This window comes from Amycolatopsis sp. NPDC004747, from assembly GCF_053601335.1.
This window is the reverse complement of record NZ_JBSGBQ010000054.1, coordinates 17,734-42,285: the sequence shown is the minus strand read 5'-3', so window position 1 is coordinate 42,285 and position 24,552 is coordinate 17,734. Positions and strand designations below refer to the sequence as shown.

Annotated in this window: 23 protein-coding genes; 11 read left to right on the top strand and 12 right to left on the bottom strand. The window is 71.8% G+C overall.

The window, feature by feature from the left end:
* Positions 1 to 210: 210 nt before the first annotated feature.
* The 4 genes from hemG to ACWEGE_RS44960 form a co-directional block, all read right to left on the bottom strand.
* Positions 211 to 1,641, bottom strand: coding sequence for a protoporphyrinogen oxidase (hemG, locus tag ACWEGE_RS44975; protein ID WP_449666645.1), 1,431 nt, complete (start codon positions 1,639 to 1,641; stop codon positions 211 to 213).
* On the bottom strand, positions 1,638 to 1,763 hold the full coding sequence (locus tag ACWEGE_RS44970) for a hypothetical protein (protein ID WP_449666644.1): 126 nt from the start codon (positions 1,761 to 1,763) through the stop codon (positions 1,638 to 1,640). The genes hemG and ACWEGE_RS44970 overlap by 4 nt, the downstream gene beginning before the upstream one ends.
* A gap of 15 nt (positions 1,764 to 1,778) precedes the next feature.
* Positions 1,779 to 4,460 (bottom strand): pyruvate, phosphate dikinase, encoded by a 2,682-nt coding sequence (gene ppdK, locus ACWEGE_RS44965; protein WP_449666643.1) that lies wholly within the window; start codon positions 4,458 to 4,460, stop codon positions 1,779 to 1,781.
* A 211-nt stretch (positions 4,461 to 4,671) separates the two neighbouring features.
* Positions 4,672 to 5,064, bottom strand: coding sequence for an HPF/RaiA family ribosome-associated protein (locus tag ACWEGE_RS44960; RefSeq protein WP_449666642.1), 393 nt, complete (start codon positions 5,062 to 5,064; stop codon positions 4,672 to 4,674).
* Positions 5,065 to 5,268: 204 nt separating this feature from the next.
* On the opposite strand from ACWEGE_RS44960, the gene ACWEGE_RS44955 reads away from it, so the two are divergent.
* The 5 genes from ACWEGE_RS44955 (at position 5,269) to ACWEGE_RS44935 (ending at position 11,143) form a co-directional block, all read left to right on the top strand.
* A complete protein-coding gene (locus ACWEGE_RS44955) occupies positions 5,269 to 6,267 on the top strand; it encodes an Acg family FMN-binding oxidoreductase (protein ID WP_449666641.1) in 999 nt (332 codons plus the stop codon).
* Positions 6,268 to 6,315: 48 nt separating this feature from the next.
* The gene (locus tag ACWEGE_RS44950; RefSeq protein WP_449666640.1) at positions 6,316 to 6,651 is read left to right on the top strand and encodes a universal stress protein; all 336 of its coding nucleotides are present in this window, start codon (positions 6,316 to 6,318) and stop codon (positions 6,649 to 6,651) included.
* Positions 6,652 to 6,683: 32 nt separating this feature from the next.
* Positions 6,684 to 9,365 carry a cation-translocating P-type ATPase gene (locus ACWEGE_RS44945; protein ID WP_449666646.1) on the top strand — a complete coding sequence of 894 codons (2,682 nt, stop codon included), beginning with the start codon at positions 6,684 to 6,686 and terminating at the stop codon, positions 9,363 to 9,365.
* A gap of 112 nt (positions 9,366 to 9,477) precedes the next feature.
* Positions 9,478 to 10,272, top strand: a complete 795-nt coding sequence (locus ACWEGE_RS44940; RefSeq protein ID WP_449666639.1) for a hypothetical protein — start codon at positions 9,478 to 9,480, stop codon at positions 10,270 to 10,272.
* 25 nt (positions 10,273 to 10,297) lie between these two features.
* On the top strand, positions 10,298 to 11,143 hold the full coding sequence (locus ACWEGE_RS44935; protein ID WP_449666638.1) for a transporter substrate-binding domain-containing protein: 846 nt from the start codon (positions 10,298 to 10,300) through the stop codon (positions 11,141 to 11,143).
* Between the two features lie 33 nt (positions 11,144 to 11,176).
* Here ACWEGE_RS44935 and ACWEGE_RS44930 read toward each other — a convergent pair whose 3' ends face one another.
* Positions 11,177 to 11,851, bottom strand: coding sequence for a winged helix-turn-helix transcriptional regulator (locus ACWEGE_RS44930; RefSeq protein WP_449666637.1), 675 nt, complete (start codon positions 11,849 to 11,851; stop codon positions 11,177 to 11,179).
* A gap of 84 nt (positions 11,852 to 11,935) precedes the next feature.
* Between ACWEGE_RS44930 and ACWEGE_RS44925 the strand changes: the two genes are divergently transcribed.
* Positions 11,936 to 12,415, top strand: coding sequence for a DUF3237 domain-containing protein (locus ACWEGE_RS44925; protein WP_449666636.1), 480 nt, complete (start codon positions 11,936 to 11,938; stop codon positions 12,413 to 12,415).
* 8 nt (positions 12,416 to 12,423) lie between these two features.
* The gene (locus ACWEGE_RS44920) at positions 12,424 to 12,816 is read left to right on the top strand and encodes a nuclear transport factor 2 family protein (protein ID WP_449666635.1); all 393 of its coding nucleotides are present in this window, start codon (positions 12,424 to 12,426) and stop codon (positions 12,814 to 12,816) included.
* Positions 12,817 to 12,861: 45 nt separating this feature from the next.
* Here ACWEGE_RS44920 and ACWEGE_RS44915 read toward each other — a convergent pair whose 3' ends face one another.
* The 5 genes from ACWEGE_RS44915 to ACWEGE_RS44895 all read right to left on the bottom strand — a co-directional run bounded on the left by ACWEGE_RS44915 (position 12,862) and on the right by ACWEGE_RS44895 (position 17,738).
* Entirely contained in the window at positions 12,862 to 13,557 is a 696-nt protein-coding gene (locus ACWEGE_RS44915) for a response regulator (protein ID WP_449666634.1), read from the bottom strand.
* Positions 13,446 to 14,633 (bottom strand): hypothetical protein, encoded by a 1,188-nt coding sequence (locus ACWEGE_RS44910; RefSeq protein WP_449666633.1) that lies wholly within the window; start codon positions 14,631 to 14,633, stop codon positions 13,446 to 13,448. Before ACWEGE_RS44910 ends, ACWEGE_RS44915 begins: the two co-directional genes overlap by 112 nt.
* On the bottom strand, positions 14,623 to 15,831 hold the full coding sequence (locus ACWEGE_RS44905) for a sensor histidine kinase (RefSeq protein WP_449666632.1): 1,209 nt from the start codon (positions 15,829 to 15,831) through the stop codon (positions 14,623 to 14,625). The genes ACWEGE_RS44910 and ACWEGE_RS44905 overlap by 11 nt, the downstream gene beginning before the upstream one ends.
* 208 nt (positions 15,832 to 16,039) lie before the next feature.
* The gene (locus tag ACWEGE_RS44900; RefSeq protein WP_449666631.1) at positions 16,040 to 16,582 is read right to left on the bottom strand and encodes a type 1 glutamine amidotransferase domain-containing protein; all 543 of its coding nucleotides are present in this window, start codon (positions 16,580 to 16,582) and stop codon (positions 16,040 to 16,042) included.
* Position 16,583: 1 nt separating this feature from the next.
* The gene (locus ACWEGE_RS44895; protein ID WP_449666630.1) at positions 16,584 to 17,738 is read right to left on the bottom strand and encodes a glutathione-independent formaldehyde dehydrogenase; all 1,155 of its coding nucleotides are present in this window, start codon (positions 17,736 to 17,738) and stop codon (positions 16,584 to 16,586) included.
* Between the two features lie 175 nt (positions 17,739 to 17,913).
* On the opposite strand from ACWEGE_RS44895, the gene ACWEGE_RS44890 reads away from it, so the two are divergent.
* The 4 genes from ACWEGE_RS44890 (at position 17,914) to ACWEGE_RS44875 (ending at position 22,136) form a co-directional block, all read left to right on the top strand.
* Positions 17,914 to 18,864: an SRPBCC family protein gene (locus tag ACWEGE_RS44890; protein ID WP_449666629.1), complete on the top strand. Its 951-nt coding sequence runs from the start codon at positions 17,914 to 17,916 to the stop codon at positions 18,862 to 18,864.
* Positions 18,861 to 20,036 carry a zinc-dependent alcohol dehydrogenase gene (locus tag ACWEGE_RS44885; RefSeq protein ID WP_449666628.1) on the top strand — a complete coding sequence of 392 codons (1,176 nt, stop codon included), beginning with the start codon at positions 18,861 to 18,863 and terminating at the stop codon, positions 20,034 to 20,036. Before ACWEGE_RS44890 ends, ACWEGE_RS44885 begins: the two co-directional genes overlap by 4 nt.
* Positions 20,037 to 20,202: 166 nt before the next feature.
* A complete protein-coding gene (locus ACWEGE_RS44880) occupies positions 20,203 to 20,487 on the top strand; it encodes a hypothetical protein (protein WP_449666627.1) in 285 nt (94 codons plus the stop codon).
* Positions 20,488 to 20,522: 35 nt separating this feature from the next.
* Positions 20,523 to 22,136, top strand: a complete 1,614-nt coding sequence (locus ACWEGE_RS44875) for an alpha-amylase family protein (protein ID WP_449666626.1) — start codon at positions 20,523 to 20,525, stop codon at positions 22,134 to 22,136.
* Here ACWEGE_RS44875 and ACWEGE_RS44870 read toward each other — a convergent pair.
* Positions 22,126 to 23,751, bottom strand: a complete 1,626-nt coding sequence (locus tag ACWEGE_RS44870) for a glycoside hydrolase family 13 protein (RefSeq protein ID WP_449666625.1) — start codon at positions 23,749 to 23,751, stop codon at positions 22,126 to 22,128. The two genes, ACWEGE_RS44875 and ACWEGE_RS44870, sit on opposite strands and share 11 nt — an antisense overlap.
* 29 nt (positions 23,752 to 23,780) lie before the next feature.
* Positions 23,781 to 24,500: a DUF2267 domain-containing protein gene (locus ACWEGE_RS44865; RefSeq protein ID WP_449666624.1), complete on the bottom strand. Its 720-nt coding sequence runs from the start codon at positions 24,498 to 24,500 to the stop codon at positions 23,781 to 23,783.
* Positions 24,501 to 24,552 lie beyond the last annotated feature (52 nt).

Genomic DNA, 24,552 nt, shown 5'->3' with positions numbered 1-24,552 from the left:
CCATCACACCACGACATACACCGAACTGGCACGCATAAAGCTCCTCGACCCCGCCCACTAACTTAGCGGCATTGCCCGTCCGGCGAGGACATTCTCTTCTTCCAAGCCGCGGCAGAGACATTCTTTCTTCCAAAGCCGCGGCAGCAGCGTCCCCCGCCCAGCCGCGGCAAAGCGAGGTCCGCAACGACGAAGCACCCTCGCCAACCGGACTTACACATCACTCGTCCAGCAGTCGTCGGCGCGAGCCGCCGGCACCGCGCCGTCCCGCTCGTGGATGTCCGCCAGCACCTTCGCCACCACCCGCTCGGCCTCGGTGACGCACGCGGCCAAGCCGACACCGCGGTACGCGGCCCCGGTCACCCGGATTCCCGGCAGGCCGCGCAATCCAGCGTCGATCCGATTGAGCCGGTCCTGGTGGCCGATGGTGTACTGGGGCAGCGCCGCCGGCCAGCGCTGGACGTGCCCGCGCTCGGGTCCCGCGGTCATGCCCATCGCTTCGGCCAGTTCCCGGTGGACCCGCGCGACGAGCGCGTCGTCGTCGAGGGCACGCCACCGGGCGTCGCCGTGCCGGCCGACCAGGCAACGGAGGAGCACGACCGACGGGTCGGCGAGGTGCGGCCATTTCGCCGGCAACCAGGTGCAGCCCACGACCAGCCGTCCTTCACCGGCGGGAGTGAGGAAACCGGTGCCGTCGAGAGGACGCCGCAGCGCGGCACGCGGGTAGGCCAGGGTCACGCTCGCGACGTCGGCGTAGGGGATCTCGCCGAGGGCGAGCGCCGCTTCCTGGCTCAAGGGCGCGAGCAGGTCCGCGGCCGCGAACGCCGGCACCGCGAGCACGACGGCGTCGGCCTCTTCGGGGCCGCGCCCGGCGAACCGCAGCCGGTAGCCGCCGGGGCCGCGGTCGATTCCGCGCACCCGGCTGCCGAGCCGGACATCGGCGTCGGAGAGGCCGGCCGCCAGCGCGTCCACCAGCCGGCCCAGGCCACCGTCGACGGTCATGAAGGCCGGCCCCGGGACCGGGCTGCCGGTGCGCCGCAGCCCCAGGTAGAGGCTGCGGGACCGGCGGGCCAGTGCGGCGACGTCGGGGGTCGCGCTGCGCGCGCTCAGCCGGTCGGGCCGTCCGGCGTACACCCCGCCGACCAGCGGACCGACCAGCCGGTCCAGCAACTGCGCGCCGAACCGGGCACCCACGACTTCGGCGACGGAAGGGTCGCCGGGCAGGCGCGTGGCCGGGAGCACGAGGTCCAGCCCCGCGCGGGCCAGCCCGGTCGGGGACAGCAGGCGGGAGCGCACCAGCGGCAGCATCCGGCGGGGGATGCCGAAGGCCGCGCCGGCGGGCAAGGCCCGCAGGGCGTTCCGGGTCCACAGGTAGGACCGCGCGGTGGCGGGGGCCGTGAGCGCGGCCGTCAGGCCGAGTTCGTCGACCAGCGCCCGCATCCGGGGCGCCCGGACCAGGAAGCCGTCCGGTCCGGTGTCCACCGGCAGGCCCTCGACGTCGTGGGTGCGGATCTTCCCACCGAGGCGGTCGTCGGCCTCGACGAGGAAGACCTCGGGCGGATCGGGACGCCGTCGCAGGAAGTAGGCCGTGGCGAGCCCGGAGATCCCGCCGCCGACGACCGCGATGCGCGGGGTGCCGGTCATGCCGCGGTGCGGATCGACATCGCCGTCGCGCCCCCGATGAGGACGAGCAGCCACGCGCCTTCGCCGTGTTCGCCTCCCGCCTGCGGCCGGATGGCCGTCGGGGCGGGTCTCGTTGCCGTCACGGGCACTCCTGTCTCCTATCGGTTGTCGACGGCGCTGTCGGCCTGGCCGACGGCCGCGCGCCCGGCTTCGAGCCGGGCGACGGGCACCCGGAACGGCGAGCAGGACACGTAGTCGAGGCCTGCCTCGTGGAAGAACGCGATCGACGCCGGGTCGCCGCCGTGTTCGCCGCACACACCCATGACCAGGCCCGGGCGGGTGGCCCGGCCCGCTTCCACGGCGTCGCAGACGAGCCGGCCGACGCCGTCCCGGTCGATCGTTTCGAACGGGGACACGCCGAAGATGCCGGCGGCGAGGTAGGCGGGGAAGAACGACGCCTCGACGTCGTCCCGCGAAAATCCCCACACCGTCTGGGTCAGGTCGTTGGTGCCGAAGGAGAAGAACTCCGCCGACCCGGCGATCCGGCCCGCGGTCACCGCGGCCCGGGGCAGCTCGATCATCGTGCCGATCTCGTACGGGAATCCCGTCCCGGCGGTGACTTCGTCGAGGATCCGCCGCGCGCGGCCGGCCATGATGTCCAGCTCACGCACGTCGGCGACCAGCGGGATCATGATCTCCACCCGCGGGGCACCGCCTGCGCGCACCCGGGTCGCGGCGGCTTCGGCGATGGCGCGCACCTGCATCTCGTAGAGACCGGGCACGACCAGCCCGAGCCGGACTCCGCGGGTGCCCAGCATCGGGTTCTGCTCGTGCAGCCGGTCCACCGCGCGCAGCAGGTCCTCCGGCGCACCCGGCCGGCCGAGCGCGTTGGCCACCGCCACTTCGGCGGTCAGCGCCGTGCGGTCGGGCAGGAACTCGTGCAGGGGCGGGTCCAGCAGCCGGATGGTGACCGGCAGCCCGTCCATCTCCTCGAGAATCCGCACGAAGTCCGCTCGCTGCAACGGGAGCAGCGCCGCGAGTGCGGACTCGCGTTCGGCTTCGGTCCCGGCGAGGATCAGCCGTTCGACCAGCACCCGCCGATCGCCGAGGAACATGTGCTCCGTGCGGCACAGCCCGACCCCGGTCGCCCCGAGGCGGCGGGCCCGGCGCGTGTCCTGCGGAGTGTCGGCGTTCGCCCGCACCTCCAGCCGCCGCCGGGCGTCGGCGTGCGTGATGATCCGGTCGACCGCCTGCAACAGCGCATCGGCTCCGGGCTCGCGGCGGCCTTCGAAGTAGTCGACGACCGGCGACGGCACCACGGCCAGCTCACCGAGGTACACCTCGCCCGCGGTCCCGTCGATGGAGATCACGTCGCCCTCGGCGACGACCGTGCCGTCCGCGGTCGTGAACCGGCGGTTCGCCACGTCGACGGCCAGGGATTCGGCCCCGCAGACGCAGGTCCGGCCCAGCCCGCGCGCAACGACGGCGGCGTGCGACGTCTTGCCGCCGCGGCTGGTGAGCACGCCGCGGGCGTGGATCAACCCGTCGAGGTCGTCGGGATTGGTTTCCCGCCGCACCAGGATGACGGCGGCGCCTTCCTCCGCCCGGCGGACCGCGGTGGCGGAGTCGAACACGGCCTCGCCGACCGCCGCGCCCGGGGACGCCGCAACGCCGGTGGCGACCGGCGCCGTGGCGGTGTCGGCGAAGCGGGGGAACATCAGCTGCGCCAGCTGCGCACCGGTGACCCGCCGCAGCGCCTCGTCGGCGTCGATCACGCCTTCCTCGCGCAAGGCCTCGGCGATGCGGAACGCGGCGGCCGCGGTCCGCTTGCCGACCCGCGTCTGCAGCATCCACAGCCGGCCGCGCTCGATGGTGAACTCGATGTCGCACAGGTCGCGGTAGTGCTCCTCCAGCGTCCGCATGATCCCCAGCAGCTGCTCGTACGCCCGGGGCTGCAGATCGGCGAGCCGGTGCAGCGGCAGGGTGTTGCGGATGCCGGCCACGACGTCCTCGCCTTGGGCGTCGGCCAGGTAGTCGCCGTAGACACCGGGTGCCCCGGTGGCCGGGTCGCGGGTGAACGCCACGCCCGTGCCGGAGTCCTCACCCAGGTTGCCGAACACCATCGCGCACACGTTCACCGCGGTACCCAGGTCCTCGGGGATGTGCTCGGCGCGGCGGTAGACGTGGGCCCGGTCGGTGTTCCACGACTCGAACACCGAGTTGATCGCGAGGTTCAGCTGCTCGCGCGGGTCCTGCGGGAACTCCCGGCCGGCCTGTTCGCGGACGATGTCCTTGAACGTGGCGGTCAGCGCCCGCAGATCGGCCGCGTCCAGGCCGAGGTCACCGGTGACGCCCTTGGTCTGCTTCGCCGCCCGCAACGCACCGGCGAAGTGGGCGGCGTCGACGCCCAGCACGGTCGTGCCGAACATCTGCACCAGCCGCCGGTAGGAGTCCCACGCCAGCCGCTCGTCCCCCGACCACGCGGCGAGCCCGGTCACCGATTCGTCGGTCAGCCCGATGTCGAGAACGGTGTCCATCATCCCCGGCATCGAGAACCGCGCTCCGGACCGGACCGAAACCAGCAGCGGCTCGTCCACCTGGCCGAGCTTCCGGCCCATCGCGCGCTCCAGCGCGTGCAGGTGCTCCGCCACCTCCTCGGCCAGCCCCTCGGGTGGTGCGCCGGCGGCCAGGTACGCCCGGCACGCCTCGGTGGTGATCGTGAACCCCGGCGGCACCGGCAGGCCCATCACCGTCATCTCGGCGAGGTTGGCGCCCTTGCCCCCGAGCAGATCCACCATGGCCCGGTTGCCCTCGGCGAAGTCGTACACGTACTTGCGCATCGTCATCTCCACGTCGGTGTCCGAAGTAGACTGTGCCTTTCGGCGGCCGCCGGGCCGTGAGGTCGGTCCTCGGCCTGCTCCATCCCACCGGTTCGCAAACCGTGCCGGACACTGCACAACGGTCCACCGCCGGGTGCCGTAGGTCCTCGTTCGGAGGGGCTGTTGGTCCTCGCCGGGAACGCCGCCTCGCCCGCGTTCCCGGCGAGGAGCGTCAGTGCGCGCCGGCAGCGGGCGCGCCGGTCCGGCCGGGGTCGGCCGGTACGTCCCGGTGCCGGATGGACTCCCCGCCCTTGTGCCGGTACAGCCGGCCGAACCTGCTCTCCAGCGCGCTTTCGAGCTTGCGGATGGCCCCGTGGCAGGCGTCGGTCACCGAGCCGGCGTGGTGGGTCACCGAGACAACCCCGTGCCCGGCCAGCCGGGCTTCGAGCACGCACCGCCGGTCCGGGCCGGCGGCGTGAGCGGCGGTTTCGTCGCCGAGGTGGGCTTCCAGCCGGGTGATCCGCTCGGAAGACCGGGAGAACGCGGTCTCGAGCTCCTGCTCGACGCGTCGCACCAGGGCGTCACTGCCGTGCACGTTCTTGTCGGTGCTGATGTGGATCTGCATGCGCTGATCATCTTCACCCCGCGCGGGTCCACCCAGAACCACAGGTCCCCGGCCCGAAGGACCAAAGGCTCCACCGCGCCGAGCGGCTCGACCCGGGCCTCACCGCTGGTGACCTTGTGCTCTTTCGGGGCCCGGTCCGCCCGGGAGATCCTCGAGCCGAGCTTTCCGATCCGCAACGTGCCGCGCCGCGGCATGGGGGGAGACATGACTTCAACCATCACGCCGGTCGGCCTGCTGGACTCCGACCAGGTCAAGTCCGTGATCGGTGCCGCGGTGCTGGCGCCGTCCACGCACAACACGCAGCCCTGGCGGTTCCGCTGCACGCCCGTGGGTCTCGAGCTGCACGCGGACACCGAGCGCGCGCTTCCGGTCGTCGACGCCGATCAGCGTGAGCTGCTGCTGTCCTGCGGGGCCGCGTTGTTCAACCTGCGCACCGCGATCCACGCCCTCGGCGCGCACCCGGCCACGACTCTGCTGCCCCGCCGGGACCAACCGGACCTGCTGGCCGTCGTGCGGCCCTTCGCCGCCCGACGGCCCGATCCGCGGTTGGTCGAGCTGGCCGACGCGATCCCCCGCCGGCACACCAACCGCACGCCGTTCGAGAAGGCCGCCGTCCCCGCGTCCGTGGTGGCCAGGCTGCGCCACGCCGCCGAGATCGAGCAGGCCTGGTTGCCGCGGCTGGACGCCGTCCAGCTGGACCGGCTGCGTGAACTGGTCAACAAGAGCCACCAGGACCAGCTCACCGACCCGGCGTTCGTCGCCGAATGGCGGTACTGGACCGGGCGTGGGCGGGGCAGCCGCGACGGCGTCCCCGACTACGCCGCCGGGGCGATGCCCGCCGACGACGGCGGCTGGATCCTGCGCGACTTCGGGACCGCGCCCTCGGCCCGGCGCGGCCGGATCGACGAATCCGACCCGCTGGTGGTGGTCATCGGGTCCTTCGACGACACCCGGCTCGACCAGCTCCGCGCCGGTCAAGCCATGCAGCGGGTGCTGCTGACCGCGACCGCCGCCGGGCTCGACGCGTCGTTCATCTCCCAGCCGGTCGAGGTCAGCTCCGTCCGTGACGAGCTGCGCGACCTGCTCGGGGGTGGGCTGTGGCCGCAGATCGTGCTGCGACTGGGCCGCGGCAAGCCGGTGGCGTGGACGCCGCGACGGTCCGTGGCCGACGTCCTGCTGGAGCCGGACCGGCTCAGCGCCTGATCACCGCGCACGAACATCCGCACACGACTTTCGCCGGGGGGACTCAAGATGGTGGCAGCAGGCGGGCGGCCGAGCGTGGTGGTCCGCGGGACCGGCGCCCGCACCGAGCCGCGGGGCGACGGGCCCGCGGTCGTCGGCGTGGACAGCTCGCCTCCCAGCACGGCGGCGATCCCGTTCGCCTTCCGCACCGCCGCCTCGCGCGGTGTGCCGCTGGTCGCGGTGCACCGCCGGCCGGACCGGCCGCTGGGCGGGTTCGGAGAGATCGGCGTGGCCGGCTCCCGCGGCCGGGCTGGCTTCCGCGGTCTGCGCCTGGGTTCGACCGGCCGCGCCCGCATCCACCAAGCCGCCTGCCCGGTGGCCGTCGTCCCGCCACCCCGGCCGTGACCGGCCGGGAACGCGGCGCCGTAGAAGGCCCTCTGCTGGTCGGTGACCCCCCTGCGCCACCGACGGTTCCGCAGCCGTGGCGGTGGGAACCAGCCGACGTCTCGGCGCGGCTCGGCGTGGACCCCGCACGCGGTCTGGACACGGCTGAGGCGGCACGCCGGCTCGCGGACGCGGGACCGAACCGGCTGGCCGAGCCCGCGCCCCGGCCGTGGTGGCAGGCGCTGGCCGCCCAGGTGGCCAATCCGCTGAACGTGGTGCTGGTGCTCGCCGCCGTGCTGGCCGGCGTCGTCGAGCGTTCGTTCCGGGAAGCGCTGGTGATCGGCGTGGTCCTGGGTCTCAACGGCGTGCTGGGCTTCTTCCAGGAACGCCGGGCCGACCAGGCCGTGGCCGCCCTGCGGGAGATGTTGAGCCCGTCGGCGCGGGTGCGCCGGGCCGGGGAGGTGGTCGACTTGCCGGCCGCGGACGTGGTGCCGGGTGACGTCGTGCTGGTCGAAGCGGGCGACCGGATCCCCGCCGACGGGCGGGTGCTCGCCCAGGTCACCCTGGAGACCGACGAGTCCGGCCTGACCGGCGAATCGGTCCCCGTGGCCAAGACCGGCGAAGCCCTTCCCGGCGACGTCGGCCTGCCCGACCGCGCCTGCATGGCCCACATGACCAGCGTCGTCACCCGCGGCCGCGGCGAGGTACTGGTCACGGCCACGGGCATGGCCACCGAAATCGGCAAGGTCGCCGGCCTGCTGCAGCGCACCGAAGCCGTCCGCACGCCGTTGCAGCGGCAGCTGGACAAGCTCGGGGTGCGGCTGGCCTACCTCGCCGGGATCGCGGTCGTCCTGGTCGCGGTGGTGCAGTTCGTCACCGGCAGCGGCCTGGGTGAGGTGATCACCCTCGCCGTCGCGCTGGGGGTGGCGGCCATCCCGGAGGGCCTGCCCGCCGTCGTCACGGTCACCCTCGCGCTGGGCATGCGCCGCATGGCCCGCCGCCGGGCCATCGTCAAACGCCTCACCGCCGTGGAAACCCTCGGCTCGACCACCGTGATCTGCACCGACAAGACCGGCACGCTCACCCTCAACCAGATGACCGCCCGCACGCTGTGGCACGCCGGCCGCCGCTACCGCGTCAGCGGCGAGGGCTACCGTCCCGCCGGGACGATCACCGCCGAAGACGGCGCCCCGCTGCCCGATCTGCGTGACGTGCTGGTGCCCGCCGCCTTGTGCAACGACTCCGTCGTGCACGACGGCACGCTCGTCGGCGACCCCACCGAGGGTGCCCTGGTCACCCTCGCCGGCAAAGCCGGCGTGGACGTCACCGCGCTGCGCCGGGCCACCCCGCGCGTCGCCGAGATCCCGTTCGACTCCGGCCGCAAGTACATGGCCACCTTCCACCGCCACGGACCGGGCGTGCGGGTGTGCGTCAAGGGCGCCCCGGACGTCCTGCTCCGCCGCGCCACCCACGTCCGCTGCACCGGCGGCGACCGCCCGCTGGACGCGCGGCGGTTGCGCGAGATCTCCGCGGTGCTGGAGGAGCTCGCCGGCCGCGGCGAACGCGTGCTGGCCATCGCCGTCGCCCACCGGCCCGGCATCGACACCGACGGCACCGGGACCCCGCGGCTGCCGGACGAGCTCGTCCTCGTCGGCCTGGTCGGCATCCTCGACCCGCCCCGCCCGGAAGCCGCCGACGCGGTCGCCGAGTGCCACACCGCCGGCATCGACGTCAAGATGATCACCGGCGACCACCTCGCCACCGCGACCTCGATCGCCCGCGCCCTCGGCATCGCCGGCCGCGGTATCACCGGTGAGGACATCGACCGGCTCGACGACGGCGCCCTCGAACAGGAGGCTCCCGGCGTCGGCGTGTTCGCCCGCGTCGCCCCCGAACACAAGATCCGCATCGTGCAGACGCTGCAACGCCGCCACGAGACCGTCGCCATGACCGGCGACGGCGTCAACGACGCGCCCGCCCTCAAAGGCGCCGACATCGGCGTGGCCATGGGCATCACCGGCTCCGACGTGTCCAAAGAGGCCGCTTCGATGGTCCTCACCGACGACAACTTCGCCACCATCGTCGGCGCCGTCCGCCAGGGCCGCACCATCTACGACAACATCGTCAAGTTCGTCCGCTTCCAGATCAGCACCAACCTCGCCGCGATCCTCACCATGGTCGCCGGATCGGTGGTCTTCCTGTCCGAACCCGCGGTGCTCACCCCGCTGATGCTGTTGTGGGTCAACGTCATCGCCGACGGACCACCGGCACTGGCCCTCGGTCTCGAACCCGCCCGCCGCGCCGTCATGCACGAACCACCCCGGCCCCCGGGCGCGCACATCCTCACCGGACGCCGCCTCGCCCGCATCGCCGGCACCGGCCTGCTCATGACCGCCGGAACGCTGTACGCCTACCGCCTCGGCCTCGACCGCGGCACCGCCACCGCGCAAACGCTGGCCTTCACGACCTTCGTGCTCTACCAGGTGTTCAACCTCCTCAACGTCCGCGACGAGAACGCCACGGTGTTCGGCCCGCTGCTGCTGCGGAACTGGCGCCTCTGGGCCGCCGTCGCCGCCGTGCTGGTCCTGCAGATCTGCGCGGTCCACGTTCCCGCCGCCCAGGCCCTGGTCGGCACGACCGCGCTCACCGCCACCGACTGGGGCATCGCCACCGCACTGGCCGCCACCGTGCTCGCGTTCGAAGAGCTCCGCAAAGCGTTACGCCGCCGGGTCTGATCAGCCACGGCAACGCCCGCGGACTGCCCGGCGAAATCCGGCCCGCTCGAACCGCACCCCGCGGCCGGAACGAGGAACGGGCCTTTTGGCCGATTGCGGCGGGTCCTGGCGGGTGGTTGCCTGGCAGAACAGCAAACTGTTGATGCGCGGGGGTCCTTCAGCCGTGACTGACGCCGTGACGGAGGAACCGGGCGAACACCCTCCGCAGGAGTCGTCTGATCAAGTCTCGGCTTCGGACGCTCGTTCCCCGGGGTCTGGAACGCCAGGACCGCTCAGTCCGCGTTTCGTCGTCGCGGCCACGGTCGCGTTGGTCTGGACGGTCGTGCTCCTCGGGTTGATCGCCGCCAAGATCGACGTCGCGGCGGCCATCGCCGGATCCATCGTCAGTCTCGTCACCGCCCTCACCGGGATCGTCGGAGTCTTCCAGCCTCCGCGGTTCCCGCGGATCGGACCAGGAGTCACCCGGGGCGTCGTCATCGCCATCCTCGCCGTGGATTCCGCGGGCAGCGCGGGATGGGGTGCCTGGTCCTACTACCAGGCCAATCGAGTCGTCGACGTGCTTTCCCGCATCCACCTCGCCAACAGCACCGGCGTGCTACCCGATGGGCAGGCGGCGCTTGACGTCGACATCGCAGTCAGGAGAACCGAGATCGACCTGGTGCTCCAGGCCGCCGACACCAACAGCGGTGCCGGAAGCTGCGTCCCGAACACCAGGTTCTCGCTGACCCCGAGGTCGGCGGGGAATCGCGGCCAGGCGATCACCGCGGCTCCCGGCGCGCCCGTCCACCTCGACCTGCCGGACGGGACCGAGCACCTGCACCTCGACATCACCGTCATGAACACTCGAGACGACAGGAATTGCGCGGTGGACCTGTTCGTCACCAGCGCGACGCTGCGGAACGGGTGACGGCAGCCTTGGAGGACTCATGAGGGTGGCGCGGATCGTGCGGCGGCTTGCCGTCGGTGGCTCGCTCCTGGTGCTGGCCGGCTGCACTTCCCCGCCACCGCCCCCGTCCATCCTCACGGCGCCGCTCGCCGTCGGCGTCGGCGACCGCGCGCCGGGTTTCTCGCTGGGCGACACCAATCCCGCAGGCTTCGACATCGACCTGATGAACGCGATCGGGGCGAGACTGCACACCCCGGTCGCGAACACCCCGCTCACCTCCACGGACCGAGCGGGCAAGCTCAAGAGCGGCACGGCGACGATCGTCATCGCGACGTACTCGATCACAACGCAACGCAACCAGGACGGCATCGACTTCGCCGGCCCGTACATGATCACCCCCCAGGCGCTGCTCGTCCGCGGGAACGACACACGCATCACCGGCAAGGACAGCCTGGCCGGGAAAAGCGTCTGCACCGTCAGCACGACCACCAATGCCGCGGTGCCGATCCCCGGCGCGAACATGGCGACCCGCGACCCCAGCACCCAAGAGTGCGTCGACCTGCTTGAGCGGGGCGGAACCGACGCGGTGTTCAGCGACACCCTGATCCTTTATGGCTTCACCCACGCGGCGCCCGGCAAGTTCAAGGTCGTCCTGTCGGGTGTGTTCGGCGAGCTTCAGTACTACGGTGTCGGATTGCTCGGGCAGCACCACGAGGACTGCCTCAAGCTGAACTCCGTGATCAGCGACTACCTGCGTACACAGTGGCGGCACGATTTCGTGGACACGCTGCCGGACGCGGCGGATGCCTACCGCGGCGGCACCGGCGGAGATTTCGAGGGGCTGTTCAAACCCAAGGACAGTGACATGGCGACGCTGTCGTGCAAGCTGTGAGCGCCCCGATCCCGGCACAGTTCCCCGAGGAGCTCAAGGCGCTGCTTCGAGCTCCTGACGGGTGGCGCCGAAGAGGCGGGCGGTGGTCCGGACGGCGTCGGCTTCGCCTTGGACGCGAAGACGTCCTGCCGAGACGGCGGCCGCTGCCTCGGCCGGGCTGCGGCCGAGCCGGGCCAGTGTGGCGGCGTCGTCGAAGGTGAGGACGACGTCGGGGTTCTCGGCGTGGCCGGGATGGGTGTCGAGGGCCATGTCATGGATGCCGGCGTGCAGAACGCCGGTCCCGATCCGGAACTCGACGGTGAGGGTGACGTCCCGGGCCGCTTCCGGGTGGAACATCGCCCGCAGCGACGGGGTGATCCAGTGGATCTGGAAGTCGTCGTCCTCGCGTTGTTCGTCGAGCAGCCGCAGGCCCCAGCGGGCGAGTTCGGTCACCGCCGGGCGTAGCTCCCGCCCGAGCGGGGTCAGCTCGTAGACCTTCGACGCGGCCGGCGGGGGAAGCGTCCGCCGGGTGATCACCCCGGCCTGCTCGAGGGTCCTCAGCCGGGCGGCGAGCATGTCGGTCGAGACGCCGGTCAGGCCGGCCTGCAGGTCGACGTAGCGCTTGGGACCGTCGAGCAACTCGCGGACGACGAGCAGGGACCAGCGCTCGCCCACCACGTCCAGGGTCCTGGCCACGGCGCAGTACTGGTTGTACGAACGTGCCGCCACGCGGCGACTATACCTCCAAGAGGACACTTGGTAAATCAAAGTTAATACTTGTGTTTTCCACGTCTCGCCGTCAAGCTGGGCAGCATGACACTCGTTGACGCCGAGCCGGTCACCTCGCTGCCGGTGGAGCACCTGTGCGACTTCCGGATCGAGTTCCAGGCCGTGCACACGTTCCCGACGCCGGTCGGCACGCGGATGACCGCCGTGGTGGAACGCGGCACCGTCGAAGGCCAGCGGCTGCGCGGGGAGTTCCTCCCCGGCGGCGGCGACTGGATCCTGGTCGACGCCGACCGCGTCGCCCGGCTCGACGTCCGGGCGACGATGCGCACCCACGACGGCGCCTTGGTGCACGTCACGGTCACCGGCCGCGCGTCGCTGCCGGCCGAAGCAGCCGGCCGGCTGCTCGCCGGCGAGACCATCGGCCACCAGGACGGGTACGTGCGCACCGCGCCCCTGTTCGAGACCGGCGCCGACGCCTATTCCTGGTTGAACTCGACCGTGACCATCGCGGTCAACGAACTGTCGATGCGACACGTCGGCTACCGCGTCTACGAGGTGAAATGAGCCGCGCCATGGATGTTCGCCGGCTGTTCGAGAACTACGCGGCGACGTTCGCGACCCGCGACCCGGACGCGATCGTCACCCTGCACTCACCCGGCACGCGGTTCTGGCTCCGCGACGGCGGCCGGCCCGTCGTGGGCAGGACCGCCGTTCGCGACGCCTTCGCCGCCCTGTTCGAACAGTGGCCCGGCCTCGGGTTCGAGACCCACCGGGTGATCACCGCCGACCGCCACTGGATCCTCGACTGGGCACTCACCGCCGAGCTCCCCGGTCCGGACGCCACCGCTCGGCCCATCCGGTTCGACTGCCTCGACGTCGTCACCCTCGACGAGGACGGGCTCGTCGCCCGCAAGGACACCTTCGTCGACCACGTCCAGGCCCAAGCCGCGCTGACGGTCCCCTGACCAGGCAGAGGAAAGGCACACCACGTCGCGACCGAGTACCCGTCTTCACTCCTGGTCCTTGGCGAACGACGTATACTCGCCGACCTGGTCCGCGCGGACGATGCCGTCCTCGATCGCGCGGGCCAGCATCGCGTCCTTGCCCGCGACCTTCCGCCCGACCTTCGCGTACTTCACCCGCGCGCGGTCGATGTACTGCTTGACCGTGCTTTCCTTGATCCCCATCCGAGCGGCGACCGACGCCTTCGACATGGACTGGAACCACAGCCGCAGGGCCTCCAGCTCGCGCTCGGACAGCACCGGCCGTTGCGGCCGGCGGTCGGCGAGCATCGCGCCGGCCGCGGCCGGGGTGACGTGCGGCCGGTCGCCGGCCGCCGCCACGATCGTGTCGACGCAGTGGTCTTCGCCCTCGTGCTTGGCGAGGAATCCGGCACCTGCCTCGTACACCGCTTGGACGATTTCGGCGTCGGTGTGCTGCGAATACACGACGACCCGGCGCCCCGCGGCGGTGAGTTCGGCGACCTGATCGAGCACCAGGTTGCCGTGGAGGTTCAAGTCGAGAAGCACGACATCCGCGGCCGCGCCCGGCCCACCGGTCACCTCGGCGACCGTGTCACCCGCGCTGACGACCTTCACCCGCCGCCGGCTGTCGGTGTCGATCCAGTGCCGGACCCCGGCGATGACCACCGGGTGGTCTTCGACGATGGCGACGGTGACGGTCTCCGCCAGATTGCCTCGGTCCACAGCCGATCTCCTTCGCGGTGGCTCCCGGTCACGACCCTGTCGTCCGATCTCGTCGTCGCGAGGTCGGCGGCATCCGCGATGACACTCACCCTCACTTCGTCCGGGAGCCCGATCACGGTGACGCGTGCCGCCGTCCGAGTGGTGCTCAGCACCTCGATGAGCGGTTCGGCGAGCAGGTGCCGCACGCCGACGTCGAGGCTCGGCACGACGCCGGAGACCGCGAAGTCGACGACGACCCGACGGCGCTCGGCGACATCGGCGCACGCACGCAGCTCGTGCAACAGCGCGTTGGGTACGTCGTCGCTTTCGGCCAGCAGCCGCCTCAACCGCGCCGACTCCACGGCACACGTCCTGCGCACGGCTTCGTCGGCGGGGTCGCTGGTGCCGTCCGCGAGTTTCGCGATGACGGGGGCCGTGCTGCGCTGCAACGCCTGGTACCGCTGCTGCCGGACCCGGTCCGCCGCCTCCGCCACGAGTCCTTCGGTGATCGTCGCGTTCCGCGCCACGGCCGCCCGGGCGGCCTTTCCCGCCGTCGCCGCCAGTGCCCGCGCTCCCACCGCGAAGGCCAGCTGCAGAGCGATGCTGCCGTAGACGATCATCGTGAACCGGGCGACGGCGGTGCGGTCGGGCGGGTGGAGCAGCACCATGATCGCACCGTTCACCGCGACGTTGGCCAGCAGGAAGCCGGCGAGCACGACGAGCGGGCGATCCCAGAAGAGCAGCACGGCCAGCCAGCCGACCGAGCCCCACCCCCAGTTCTGGAACGTCACCACATCTCCGCCGCACAGCACAGCCACCAAGGCGGAGAGCCCCAGCGCAGCGCCTGCCCAGAGCCATCTCTTCCGCACGGTCGAGCGGCCGCGAAGCAGGTCCGCCGCCGCAAAGACGCCGATTGCCGAATAGAGGAACCACGCTCCTGCGGCAGCTTCCGGCCACTGGTAACCCGCCCAGCTCAGGATCGTCGCCGGTGTGTCGTTGACCGTGTGCCAAACCACGACGATGACCACCGCGCCGACGATCGTGCCCCGCGCGTACCGTCGGGCCGTGGCCGAAACCACCTGCTCGTCACCGGTCATCGCACGGCCACCTCAGCTCCACGCGGGTTCCGGCGCCCGGTACCGAAACCACGCAGCCCTCGCCCCCGACGGCTCGCATCCGCCCCTCGACGGATTCGCGGATGCCGTAGTGGTGGGCCGGCACCGCGGCGCTGTCGAACCCGCGACCGCTGTCGACGACAGTCACCGAAAAGCCGGTGCTCGACGCGCTGGTCTCCAGCAGTACGTCGCGCGTGCCCGCGTGGTGGACGACGTTCAGGAGCGCTTCGCCGACGGCACCGGCGACCGCGTCGGCGACCGGCTCGGGGACCACACAGGCGTCAAGTCGGGGGGACACCACGACCAAGGGTTCGTACCGGGCGACGACCCCGTCGAGGACGTGGTCGAGACGCACCGAGCCGGCGGCTCGAACCGTCTCTTCGGCCAACCGTTCGATCACCGTGAGGTCGGCCACCGCCCGCTCGCGCAGGGCCGGGGTGGAGCGCTGGATGGCTCCGGCCCCGACCATGGTCAGGGTGGCCAGCACGGTGTCGTGCAACCGGCGGTTCTGCTCCCGGGCGCTGGCGCGACGGGCGCGTTCCACCGACGACACCCGTTCCGCTTCGTGGTACGCGCCCAGCGCGGTGTCCGCGAATCGGGTCGCCTGCCGCAGCAACACCATCATGACGGCCATCGAGGCGTTCTGGATCAGGAAGACGATCGCCGCGATCACCCCACCGTCGACGGCCTCGGCCCAGCCGGCCCCGACGAGATAAGCCGCCGTCACCAACAAGCCCGCGAGGACCGCCGTTCGTGCTCGCCAGGCCAGATGCGCCGAGACGATCGTCATGCTCGCCAGCACCGAGACCCAGCTGGCGCCTGCGGGCAGCACAGCCGGCGGGACCAGCCGGCCGAGCCCGAGGCACAGCCCGCTCGTGAGCACGATGTCGGTCGTCATCACCCAGGTGACCAGGCCACGGGTGGCCGTGATCCACGCGAGGGTGCTCGCCCACCCGACGTTGATCGCCGCCGACGGCAGCACCCACGCCGGCGTGGCCGGCGGCGCCATGCTGATGACGGCGGCTGCTCCCCCGACGACCGCGACACCACCGCGAAGGGCAGCGGCGAGGTACCCGAGCAGCCGGCCCAGCTGATAAGTGGCGTCGCCCACCACGGCGCCGGCCTGCGCTGCCCGGCTCACGTCGGTCCGCAGCCAGTCCGGAATCGGCTGAACTCTCATAGCTGAACCTCAAGGCATCCTGAGCCCGCCTGCGCCGAGGTGAAATCGTGTCTCCCGAGTCGGTTCAGCCACCGACGGTGTTGCATCAATCGTCTCAGTGTCATCCGAACGGACGAGGCAGCGGATTCTGCGCGGCCGCCGCAGAACGGCCCGGACGGAGAGCGGACGCACCTCGTCATCGACGAAGTGCGTCCGGCCCGGCAGCGGTCTACGAAGCGAACTCCTTCACGATGCGCTCGCAGAAGGCCGGCAGGTCGTCCGGGGATCGGCTCGTGGTGATGTTGCCGTCGGTGACGACCGGCTCGTCCACCACCTCGGCCCCGGCGTTGCGCAGATCCGTGCGCACACTCGGCCACGAAGTCAGCCGGCGGCCCCGCGCGACGTCGGCCTCGACGAAGTTCCACGGGCCGTGGCAGATCGAAGCGACCGGCTTGCCCGACCGGACGAAGTCCCGGACGAACTGCACCGCCGCGGAATCCATCCGCAGCTTGTCCGGGTTCACCGTCCCCCCGGGGAGGAGCAGCGCTTCGTAGTCGTCGACCGACACCTCGCCGACCAGCTGGTCCACCTCGAAGGTGCCCGCGTCCGCCAGGTCGTGGTCGCGCGCCTGGATTTCGCCGCCGGCGATGGAGACCACGGTGGTGCGGGCGCCGGCGTCGTCCAGCGCTTGCCGTGGCTGTTCCAGTTCGACCCGCTCCACCCCGTCGGCCGCGAGAATGGCGACCCGGCGTCCGTTCAGCTCTCCGGACATGTCAGGCACCCGCCATCGCCGGGTGCAGCACGACCTTCGTCCAGCCGTTTTCCCGCTTGTCGAAGTGCTCGTAGGCCTCCGGCGCCTGGTCGAGGGGCAGCTCGTGGCTGACGATGAACGACGGCTCCGCCTTGCCCGCGGCGATCAGGTCGCGCAGCTGCCGGTTGTACTTCTTGACCGGGGCCTGGCCGGTGCCGATGTGCTGGCCCTTGAACCAGAACATGCCGTAGTCGAAGGCGAGTTTGCCCTGCTTGGCCAGCTCGTCCTCGGCCCCGGGGTCCTGGGGCACGAAGACACCGACGTTGCCGATCGTCCCGGTGAACCGGACCGAGGCGACCAGCCGGTTCATCGTCAGGTTGGCCCGCTCCTGGCCGTCGGGCTCGTGCGCCTGGTAGCCGACGCACTCGCAGCCGTTGTCCGCGCCCAGCCCCATCGTTTCGTCCAGCACGGCCTGCACCGGGTCGACCTTCGAGTCGTCGATGGCGATCGCACCGATCGATTCCGCCAGCCGCAGCCGGTCGGCGTGCCGGTCGACGACCATCACCTTGCCCGCCCCGCGAATGGTCGCCGAGAGCGCGGCCATCAGCCCGACCGGTCCCGCGCCGTAGACGACCGTCTGGTCGCCGGGCCGCACGCCGGCCATCTCGGTGGCGTGGTAGCCCGTCGGGAAGATGTCGGCGAGCATCACGTAGTCGGTCTGGCGCTGCTCGGCGTCCTCGCCCAGCCGCAGGCAGTTGAAGTCACCCCAGGGCACGCGCAACAGCTCGGCCTGTCCCCCGGCATACGGGCCCATGTCGGCGAAACCGTAGGCGGCACCGGCCATCTTCGGCTCGGGCTGGGCGGTCAGGCAGTAGTTCGTCAGCTGGCGTTCGCAGTTCTTGCAGTGCCCGCAGGAGATGTTGAACGGCATGACGACCCAGTCGCCCACCTGGACCTTGTCGACCCCGGAGCCGACCTCGACGACTTGTCCCAGGTTCTCGTGCCCGAACCAGCGGCCGGTCTCGAAATCGGTCCGGCCCTCGTACATGTGCAGGTCCGAGCCGCAGATGTTCGCCGAGGTGATCCGCACCAGGACGTCGGTCGGCCGCTCGATCTTCGCGTCCGGCACGTCCTTGACGCTGACTTGCCGTGGCCCGTCGTACACCACTGCCTTCACCGCTGCCTCCTCGTTGTGGATGTTCCCCTCGGGCGCCGGATTGCCTCGGGGGCAACCGATAAACCGCGAACGACCGCGGCCGTTCGAACGAGTCGGCCGGTTAGCCGGATCGCCGAGGGGTAGCCGCCGCAGGATGAGGCCGACAACGGAACGAAGAGAGCAAGAGCAAGAGAAAGTGCAGCGGCGGGGCCGGCGGCTGGGCTGGTTGAGCCTGGGCCTGGGCGTGGCGCAGCTGGCCGCCCCGCACACCGTGCGCCGGATCAGCGGCGTCGACGATTCGGCGAAGTCGCGGGCCGTGGTGCCGGCCGTCGGCCTGCGGGAACTGGTCCACGCGGCCGGGCTGCTGGCGAGCAGGCGGAAGGGCATCTGGGCCTGGACCCGGGTCGCGGGCGACGCGATGGACCTGACCGCGCTCGGCCTGGCCCTCGCCCGCCGTGGCGGGGACCGCCGGCGGCGGCTCGCCGGGGTCACCGGCGCCATCGCCGGGATCACCGCGCTGGACCTGCTGACCGCCGTGCAGGCCACCCGCGCGGAACACATCAGCTCCGCGCGGGCCGCGCGGGGCGCACGCAAAGGAGATTCCGTGGAACTGACCGCAGCGACCACCATCCGCAAACCACCGCCGGACGTCTTCGCCTTCTGGCGCGACCTGGAGAACCTCCCCTCGTTCATGGCGCACCTCGAACAGGTCCGCACCACCGGTGACCGGACGAGCCACTGGGCCGCCAGTGCGCCGTTCGGCAAGGACGTCGAGTGGGATGCGGAGATCACCGAGGAGACGCCGGGCGAGCGGATCGCGTGGCAGTCGTCCGGGAAGGCCGACGTGCCGAACTCCGGCACCGTGCGGTTCGCACCCGCCCCCGACGGGGAGAGCACCGAGGTGCACGTGGTCCTGACCTACCAGATCCCCGGTGGCGCAGTCGGCAAGGCGGTCGCCAAGTACTTCGGCGAGGAACCGCACCAGCAGCTCGACGACGACCTGCGCCGGCTCAAGCAGGTCCTGGAAACCGGCGAAGTCGTCCGGTCCGACGGTGCCCCGTGGGGCAAGCGGGCCCGCAAGGAATTCCCGCAGCGTCCGGCACAACCGCTGTCGGACGCCGAACTCGAGAAGGGAGCGGACGCATGAGGGCCAACACCTGGTCGGGCCGCAACAAGGTCGAGGTCCGCGACGTCCCGGACCCGAAGATCCTCAACCACCGCGACGCGATCGTGCGGATCACCTCCACCGCCATCTGCGGCTCGGACCTGCACCTGGTCGACGGGTACATCCCGACCATGCAGGACGGCGACGTCCTCGGCCACGAGTTCATGGGCGAGGTGGTCGAGGTCGGCCGGGGCGTCGACCCGGGCAAGCTGCGCGTCGGGGACCGGGTCGTCGTGCCGTTCCCGATCGCCTGCGGCGCGTGCGCCGCCTGCGCCGCGGAACTGTATTCCTGCTGCGAGAACACCAACCCCAACGCCGGGATCGCGGAGAAGATGTTCGGCCACCCGGTCGCCGGGATCTTCGGCTACTCGCACCTGACCGGCGGTTTCGCGGGCGGCCAGGCGCAGTACGCACGCGTGCCGTTCGCCGACGTCGGCCCGATCAAGATCGAGTCGGACCTGACCGACGAGCAGGTGCTGTTCCTGTCCGACATCCTGCCCACCGGCTACATGGGCGCCGAGATGTGCGACATCAGCTCCAGCGACGTCGTCGCGGTGTGGGGTGCCGGTCCGGTCGGCCAGTTCGCCATGGACAGCGCCCGGGTCCTGGGTGCCGCCAAAGTGATCGCCATCGACAAGGAGCCGTACCGGCTGCAGCTGGCCGAACGGGCGGGCCACATCCCGGTGAACTTCGAGGAGGTCGACGTCCGGTCCCGGCTGCTGGAGCTGACCGGCGGCCGCGGTCCCGACAAGTGCATCGACGCGGTCGGGATGGAAGCCACCCACGGCAGCGCGCACGTCGCCGCCTACGACCGGGTCAAGCAGGCGGTGCGGTCGGAGACCGAACGCCCGCACGCGCTGCGCCAGGCGATCCTCTCCTGCCGCAGCGGCGGCGTGGTTTCGGTGATCGGCGTCTACGGCGGCCTGCTCGACAAGTTCCCGGCCGGTGCGTGGATGAACCGGTCGCTGACCCTGCGGACCGGTCAGTGCCACGTGCAGCGCTACATGGAACCGTTGCTGCGGCGGATCGAACAGGGCGAGCTGGACCCGACCCGGATCATCACCCACACCCTGCCGCTGGAGGAGGCCGAGCGCGGTTTCGAGCTGTTCAAGAACAAGCAGGACAACTGCGAGAAGGTCGTCCTCAAGCCCTGATGGGTGAACGCGTCCGGCCACCGGAGAGCCCGGTGGCCGGACGCGCCCGTCACTCAGTCGTGGTTGTTTTCGGCTTCCTGGGCGCACTCGCGGTGGCCACGACCGGCCCGGCCCCCGGCAGACGGCCGGGAGTTTGCCCTCCGGATCACCGGGTACCGCACGGGGTATGGCCGAAAAGGACGATACGACGACCGAAGACCTGCGTGCCGAAGAGTTCGACCGCGCCGCGGTGCAAACAGTTCTGGCAGCCGGCGTTTGGACCACTTGGGACGACCTGCTTGACTGGCTGCGCGCCGAGGGCCCGGGCGTCCGGGACCTCTCCCCCGGGGCGCTGCGCGGTATCCGGCAGGACGCGGAACGGGCCTGCGCCATGGGATTCCCCTTTCCGCACGACCCGGACCACCTCTACGCCATCCTCCGCGGCCAGCACCTGGCGCGGGCCCACGACTGAGTTTGTCCGAAGGGTCCGCGGGTAGCCACCGCACCGTGGATCGTTGGTACCGCAACGGGGTGATCTATTCCCTCGACATCGAAACCTTCCAGGACTCCGACGACGACGGGGTCGGCGATCTGCGCGGCCTCACCGAGCGGCTGGACTACCTCGGCCGGCTCGGCGTGGACACCGTCTGGCTCAACCCCTGTCACCCCTCGCCGCGCCGCGACGGCGGCTACGACATCACCGACTACTACGGCATCGATCCCCGCTTCGGCTCACTCGGGGACTTCGCCGAACTCGTGAGCCAGGCCGACGAGGCCGGCATCCGGATCGTGCTCGACCTGGTCGTCAACCACACCAGCGACGAGCACCCGTGGTTCCGGTCGGCCCTCTCCGGCCGGGAAGCCCCGCACCACGACTGGTACCTGTGGGCCGACCACGAACCGGCCGACCGGTGGGACGGCGCCGTGTTCCCCGGGTCCGAAGAGGAGACCTGGAGCTACGCCGAGTCCGTCGGCCGCTGGTACCGGCACCGGTTCTACCGCTTTCAACCCGAGCTCGACGTCGAACACCCGGCAGTGCGCGCCGAGCTGGCCAAGATCGTCACCTTCTGGCTGCGGCTCGGGGTGGCGGGGTTCCGGATCGACGCGGCCCCGTTCCTCATCGAGTCGCACGGGCGGCAGGACTTCGGCCTCCTGCGGCGGCTGCGGGAAACCGCTTCCTGGCAACGCGGCGACGCCGTGCTGCTCGCCGAGGCGAACGTGCCCGAGGACGAGCTGCTGGAGTACTTCGGCACCGCGGACGACCAGGCCAGCCGCGCGACGATGCTCTTCGACTTCCGGCTCAACCAGGCCCTGATGCTCGCGCTGGCCCGCGACGACGCCGAGCCGGTCCGGGAGCGGTTGCGGTGTTCACCCCGGCTGCCCGACCAGGCCCAGTGGGCCACCTTCCTGCGCAACCACGACGAGGTCGACCTCGGCGGCCTGTCCCCGGAGGAACGCGCCGACGTGCTCGGCCGGTTCGGGCCCGAACCCGACATGCAGCTCTACGACCGGGGCATCCGGCGCCGGCTGGCCTGCATGCTGGACGGTGACCGGCGGCGCCTGGAACTGGCCTACAGCCTGCTGCTGACCATGCCGGGCAGTCCCGTGCTGCGGTACGGCGACGAAATCGGCATGGGCGAGGACCTGGCGTTGCCCGAGCGCACCGCGATCCGCACGCCGATGCAGTGGTCCGACGGGCCCAACGGCGGGTTCTCCCGCGCTCCGGCGGAGCAGCTGGTCGCCCCGCTGGTCGAAGGCGGCGTGTTCGGGTTCGAACAGGTCAACGTCCTCGGCCAGCGCCGTGACCCGAACAGCCTGCTCACCTGGTTCGAGCGGGTGCTGCACACCCGCAAGGAGTGCCCGGAAATCGCCGTCGGGAGGCACGAGCCCGTCGACGGCGGGCCACCGGAGATCCTGGTGCACCGGGCCGAAACGGCGAAGGGCCGCATGGTGTTCGTGCACAACCTGGGCCCCGCGGATTGCCACGTCCGCATCCCGGCCGGGCCGGACGACCGCGCGCTGGCGGTGTTCGAGGACAGCGGCTACGACGACCGGATCGACCCCGCCGCCGTGGCCGTCGCCGGCCACGGCTACCGCTGGATCCGGCTCGTCACCGCCTGACCAGCCACGCCGCGGCGTCCACCGGCAGCCGGCCGCCTTCCGGCGGCACGCTGGCCAGCAGCACCCGCGCGCCGTCCGGCAGCTCGACGGGCTCGGCGGAGAGGTTGACCACGCACTCGAACCCCGGCTCACGGGCGAAGGACAGCACTCCCTCCGGCGCGGGCAGCCACGTCATGGTGCCGTCCCCCAGCGCGGGGTGCTCTCGCCGTGCGGCGAGAGCGGTGCGGTACAGGCAGAGCATCGACTGCGGGTCGTCGCGCTGCGCCTGCACGGTCAGCTCCCGCCACCGGGCCGGCTGCGGCAGCCACGTCGGCACGCCGTCGCCGGTGAAGCCGAACGGCGGCACCGTTCCCGACCACGGCAGCGGCACCCGGCAGCCGTCCCGGCCCCGCTGGGTGTGGCCGGAGCGTTCCCACGTCGGGTCGGTGAGCACGTCCTCCGGCAGGTCCTCGACCTCTTCCAGCCCCAGTTCCTCACCTTGGTAGAGGTACGCGCCGCCGGGCAAGGCCAGCATCAGCAGCAGCGCCGCTCGGGCCCGCCGCCTGCCCAGCGGGAGATCGGCGGGCTCGGACGGGCAGGGGTGGTCCTCGATCCGGGTGTTCGCGCGGCCGAACCGCGTCACGTGCCGGACGACGTCGTGGTTGGACAGCACCCAGGTGGCGGGCGCCCCCACCGCGTGCACGGCGTGCACCGTGCAGTCGATCACCGAGCGCAGCGCTCCGGCGTCCCAAGAACAGCGCAGGAAGTCGAAGTTGAACGCGGTGTGCAGCTCGTCCGGGCGGACGTAGCACGCCAGCCGCTCCGGCTTCGCGACCCAGGCTTCGGCGACGAACACCCGGTCCGGGCCGAACTCCTCCGCGACCTTGCGCCACGACCGGTAGATCTCGTGCACGTCCTCGAGGTCCCAGTGCGGGTGCCGGGTGCGGTCCGGCGGCCGCATCAGATCTTCGTGGCCCGACCCCAGGTCGGGGAACGCCGGATCCTTCACCAGGCCGTGCGCGACGTCGATGCGGACGCCGTCGACCCCGCGGGAGAACCAGAACCGCAGCAGGTCCTCGTACTCGGCGCGCACGTCCGGGTGGGCCCAGTTCAGGTCCGGCTGCTCGGGCGCGAACAGGTGCAGGTACCACTCGCCGTCCGGCACCCGCCGCCACGCGGGACCGCCGAAGACGCTGCGCCAGTCGGTCGGCGGCAGCTCGCCGCCGTCGCCGCGCCCCGGCCGGAAGTGGTAGCGCGCCCGTTCGGGCGAGCCGGGCCCGGCGGCCAGCGCCGCCCGGAACCACCGGTGGTGGTCGGAGGTGTGGTTGGGCACGACGTCGATCAGCAGCCGCAGCCCGGCCCGGTGCACCTCGGCGATCAGCTCGAGGGCGTCCCCGTCGGTCCCGAACAGCGGGTCGACGGCCCGGTGGTCCTCGATGTCGTAGCCCCCGTCGACCATCGGCGAGCGGTAGAACGGCGTCGTCCACACGGCGTCCACGCCCAGGTCGGCCAGGTAGCCGAGCTGCGCGCGCAGGCCCGCGAGGTCGCCGGTGCCGTCCCCGTTCGCGTCGGCGAAGCTGCGGGGGTAGACCTCGTAGACGACGGCGTCGCGCCACCAGTTCTCGGAATTGTCCATGAGAACCGGGTAGCCAGCTCCGGCCGCGCTCAACCAGGTCGTCCCCCGGACCCCACGGCGGCGACGGCCTCGTCGATCCGCTCGGCCAGCCACAGATCCGGTTCGGTGACGACTCCTTCACGAGTGGTCAGCAACCGGAAGGTCACACCTCCGTCCACGCGCTCGACGTGGGCGTGGTCGTTCATCGCCCGCGCCTCGCGCTGGACGCGCTCGACCAGCGGCGTGATCCGGTCGGCGGGCAGCTCCACCGTGCGCTCGATCCCGTGCCGGTCCCCCGACCACCCGGTCAGGTGGCGCAGGCCGCGGGCCACCTCTTCGTCCGTCAGCCGGGTCGGGACCTCCGGCCGGTGGCTCGCCGCGTCGCGGGGCGATTCGCCCGCGGGCTTCAGCGTCTCGACGACGGCGCGCGGGAGCCGTCCGCGAAGCTCCTCGGCGAGTCCGGGATCGGTCCGGGTGAGCGCGGTCAGGACCGCCTGGGTCAGGTAGCGGCCCCGCTCGGGCGTGGTCCGCAGCCGCCGGGCCACCGCGGCTTCGACATCGGTGCCCGACTCCAGGTTCGCCGGCCCGGGATCGCGCACCGGCCCGGCCTCGGGACTCGGCAACCGGCCGGCCAGCCACTCGCGCCCGGTGTCCGGCAGGCACCGGGCGAGAGCGGCGACGACCGCACCGAGCGCGGCCTTCGCTTCGTCCGGATCAGCCAGCTCGGCGACGTCTTCGACGGCGGTCAACCACTTCTCGTGCTGGACCACGGCAACTCCCTTCGCGCGGGTGCTTTCCGAGGTCGCGTACCCGCCGGCGGGG

Coding starts and splice junctions, on each gene's coding strand:
- hemG (WP_449666645.1), bottom strand. CDS start 1,641: ATGACCGGCACCCCGCGCATCGCGGTCGTCGGCGGCGGGATCTCCGGG.
- ppdK (WP_449666643.1), bottom strand. CDS start 4,460: ATGCGCAAGTACGTGTACGACTTCGCCGAGGGCAACCGGGCCATGGTG.
- ACWEGE_RS44960 (WP_449666642.1), bottom strand. CDS start 5,064: ATGCAGATCCACATCAGCACCGACAAGAACGTGCACGGCAGTGACGCC.
- ACWEGE_RS44955 (WP_449666641.1), top strand. CDS start 5,269: ATGACTTCAACCATCACGCCGGTCGGCCTGCTGGACTCCGACCAGGTC.
- ACWEGE_RS44950 (WP_449666640.1), top strand. CDS start 6,316: ATGGTGGCAGCAGGCGGGCGGCCGAGCGTGGTGGTCCGCGGGACCGGC.
- ACWEGE_RS44925 (WP_449666636.1), top strand. CDS start 11,936: ATGACACTCGTTGACGCCGAGCCGGTCACCTCGCTGCCGGTGGAGCAC.
- ACWEGE_RS44920 (WP_449666635.1), top strand. CDS start 12,424: ATGGATGTTCGCCGGCTGTTCGAGAACTACGCGGCGACGTTCGCGACC.
- ACWEGE_RS44910 (WP_449666633.1), bottom strand. CDS start 14,633: ATGACCGGTGACGAGCAGGTGGTTTCGGCCACGGCCCGACGGTACGCG.
- ACWEGE_RS44905 (WP_449666632.1), bottom strand. CDS start 15,831: ATGAGAGTTCAGCCGATTCCGGACTGGCTGCGGACCGACGTGAGCCGG.
- ACWEGE_RS44900 (WP_449666631.1), bottom strand. CDS start 16,582: ATGTCCGGAGAGCTGAACGGACGCCGGGTCGCCATTCTCGCGGCCGAC.
- ACWEGE_RS44885 (WP_449666628.1), top strand. CDS start 18,861: ATGAGGGCCAACACCTGGTCGGGCCGCAACAAGGTCGAGGTCCGCGAC.
- ACWEGE_RS44880 (WP_449666627.1), top strand. CDS start 20,203: ATGGCCGAAAAGGACGATACGACGACCGAAGACCTGCGTGCCGAAGAG.
- ACWEGE_RS44870 (WP_449666625.1), bottom strand. CDS start 23,751: ATGGACAATTCCGAGAACTGGTGGCGCGACGCCGTCGTCTACGAGGTC.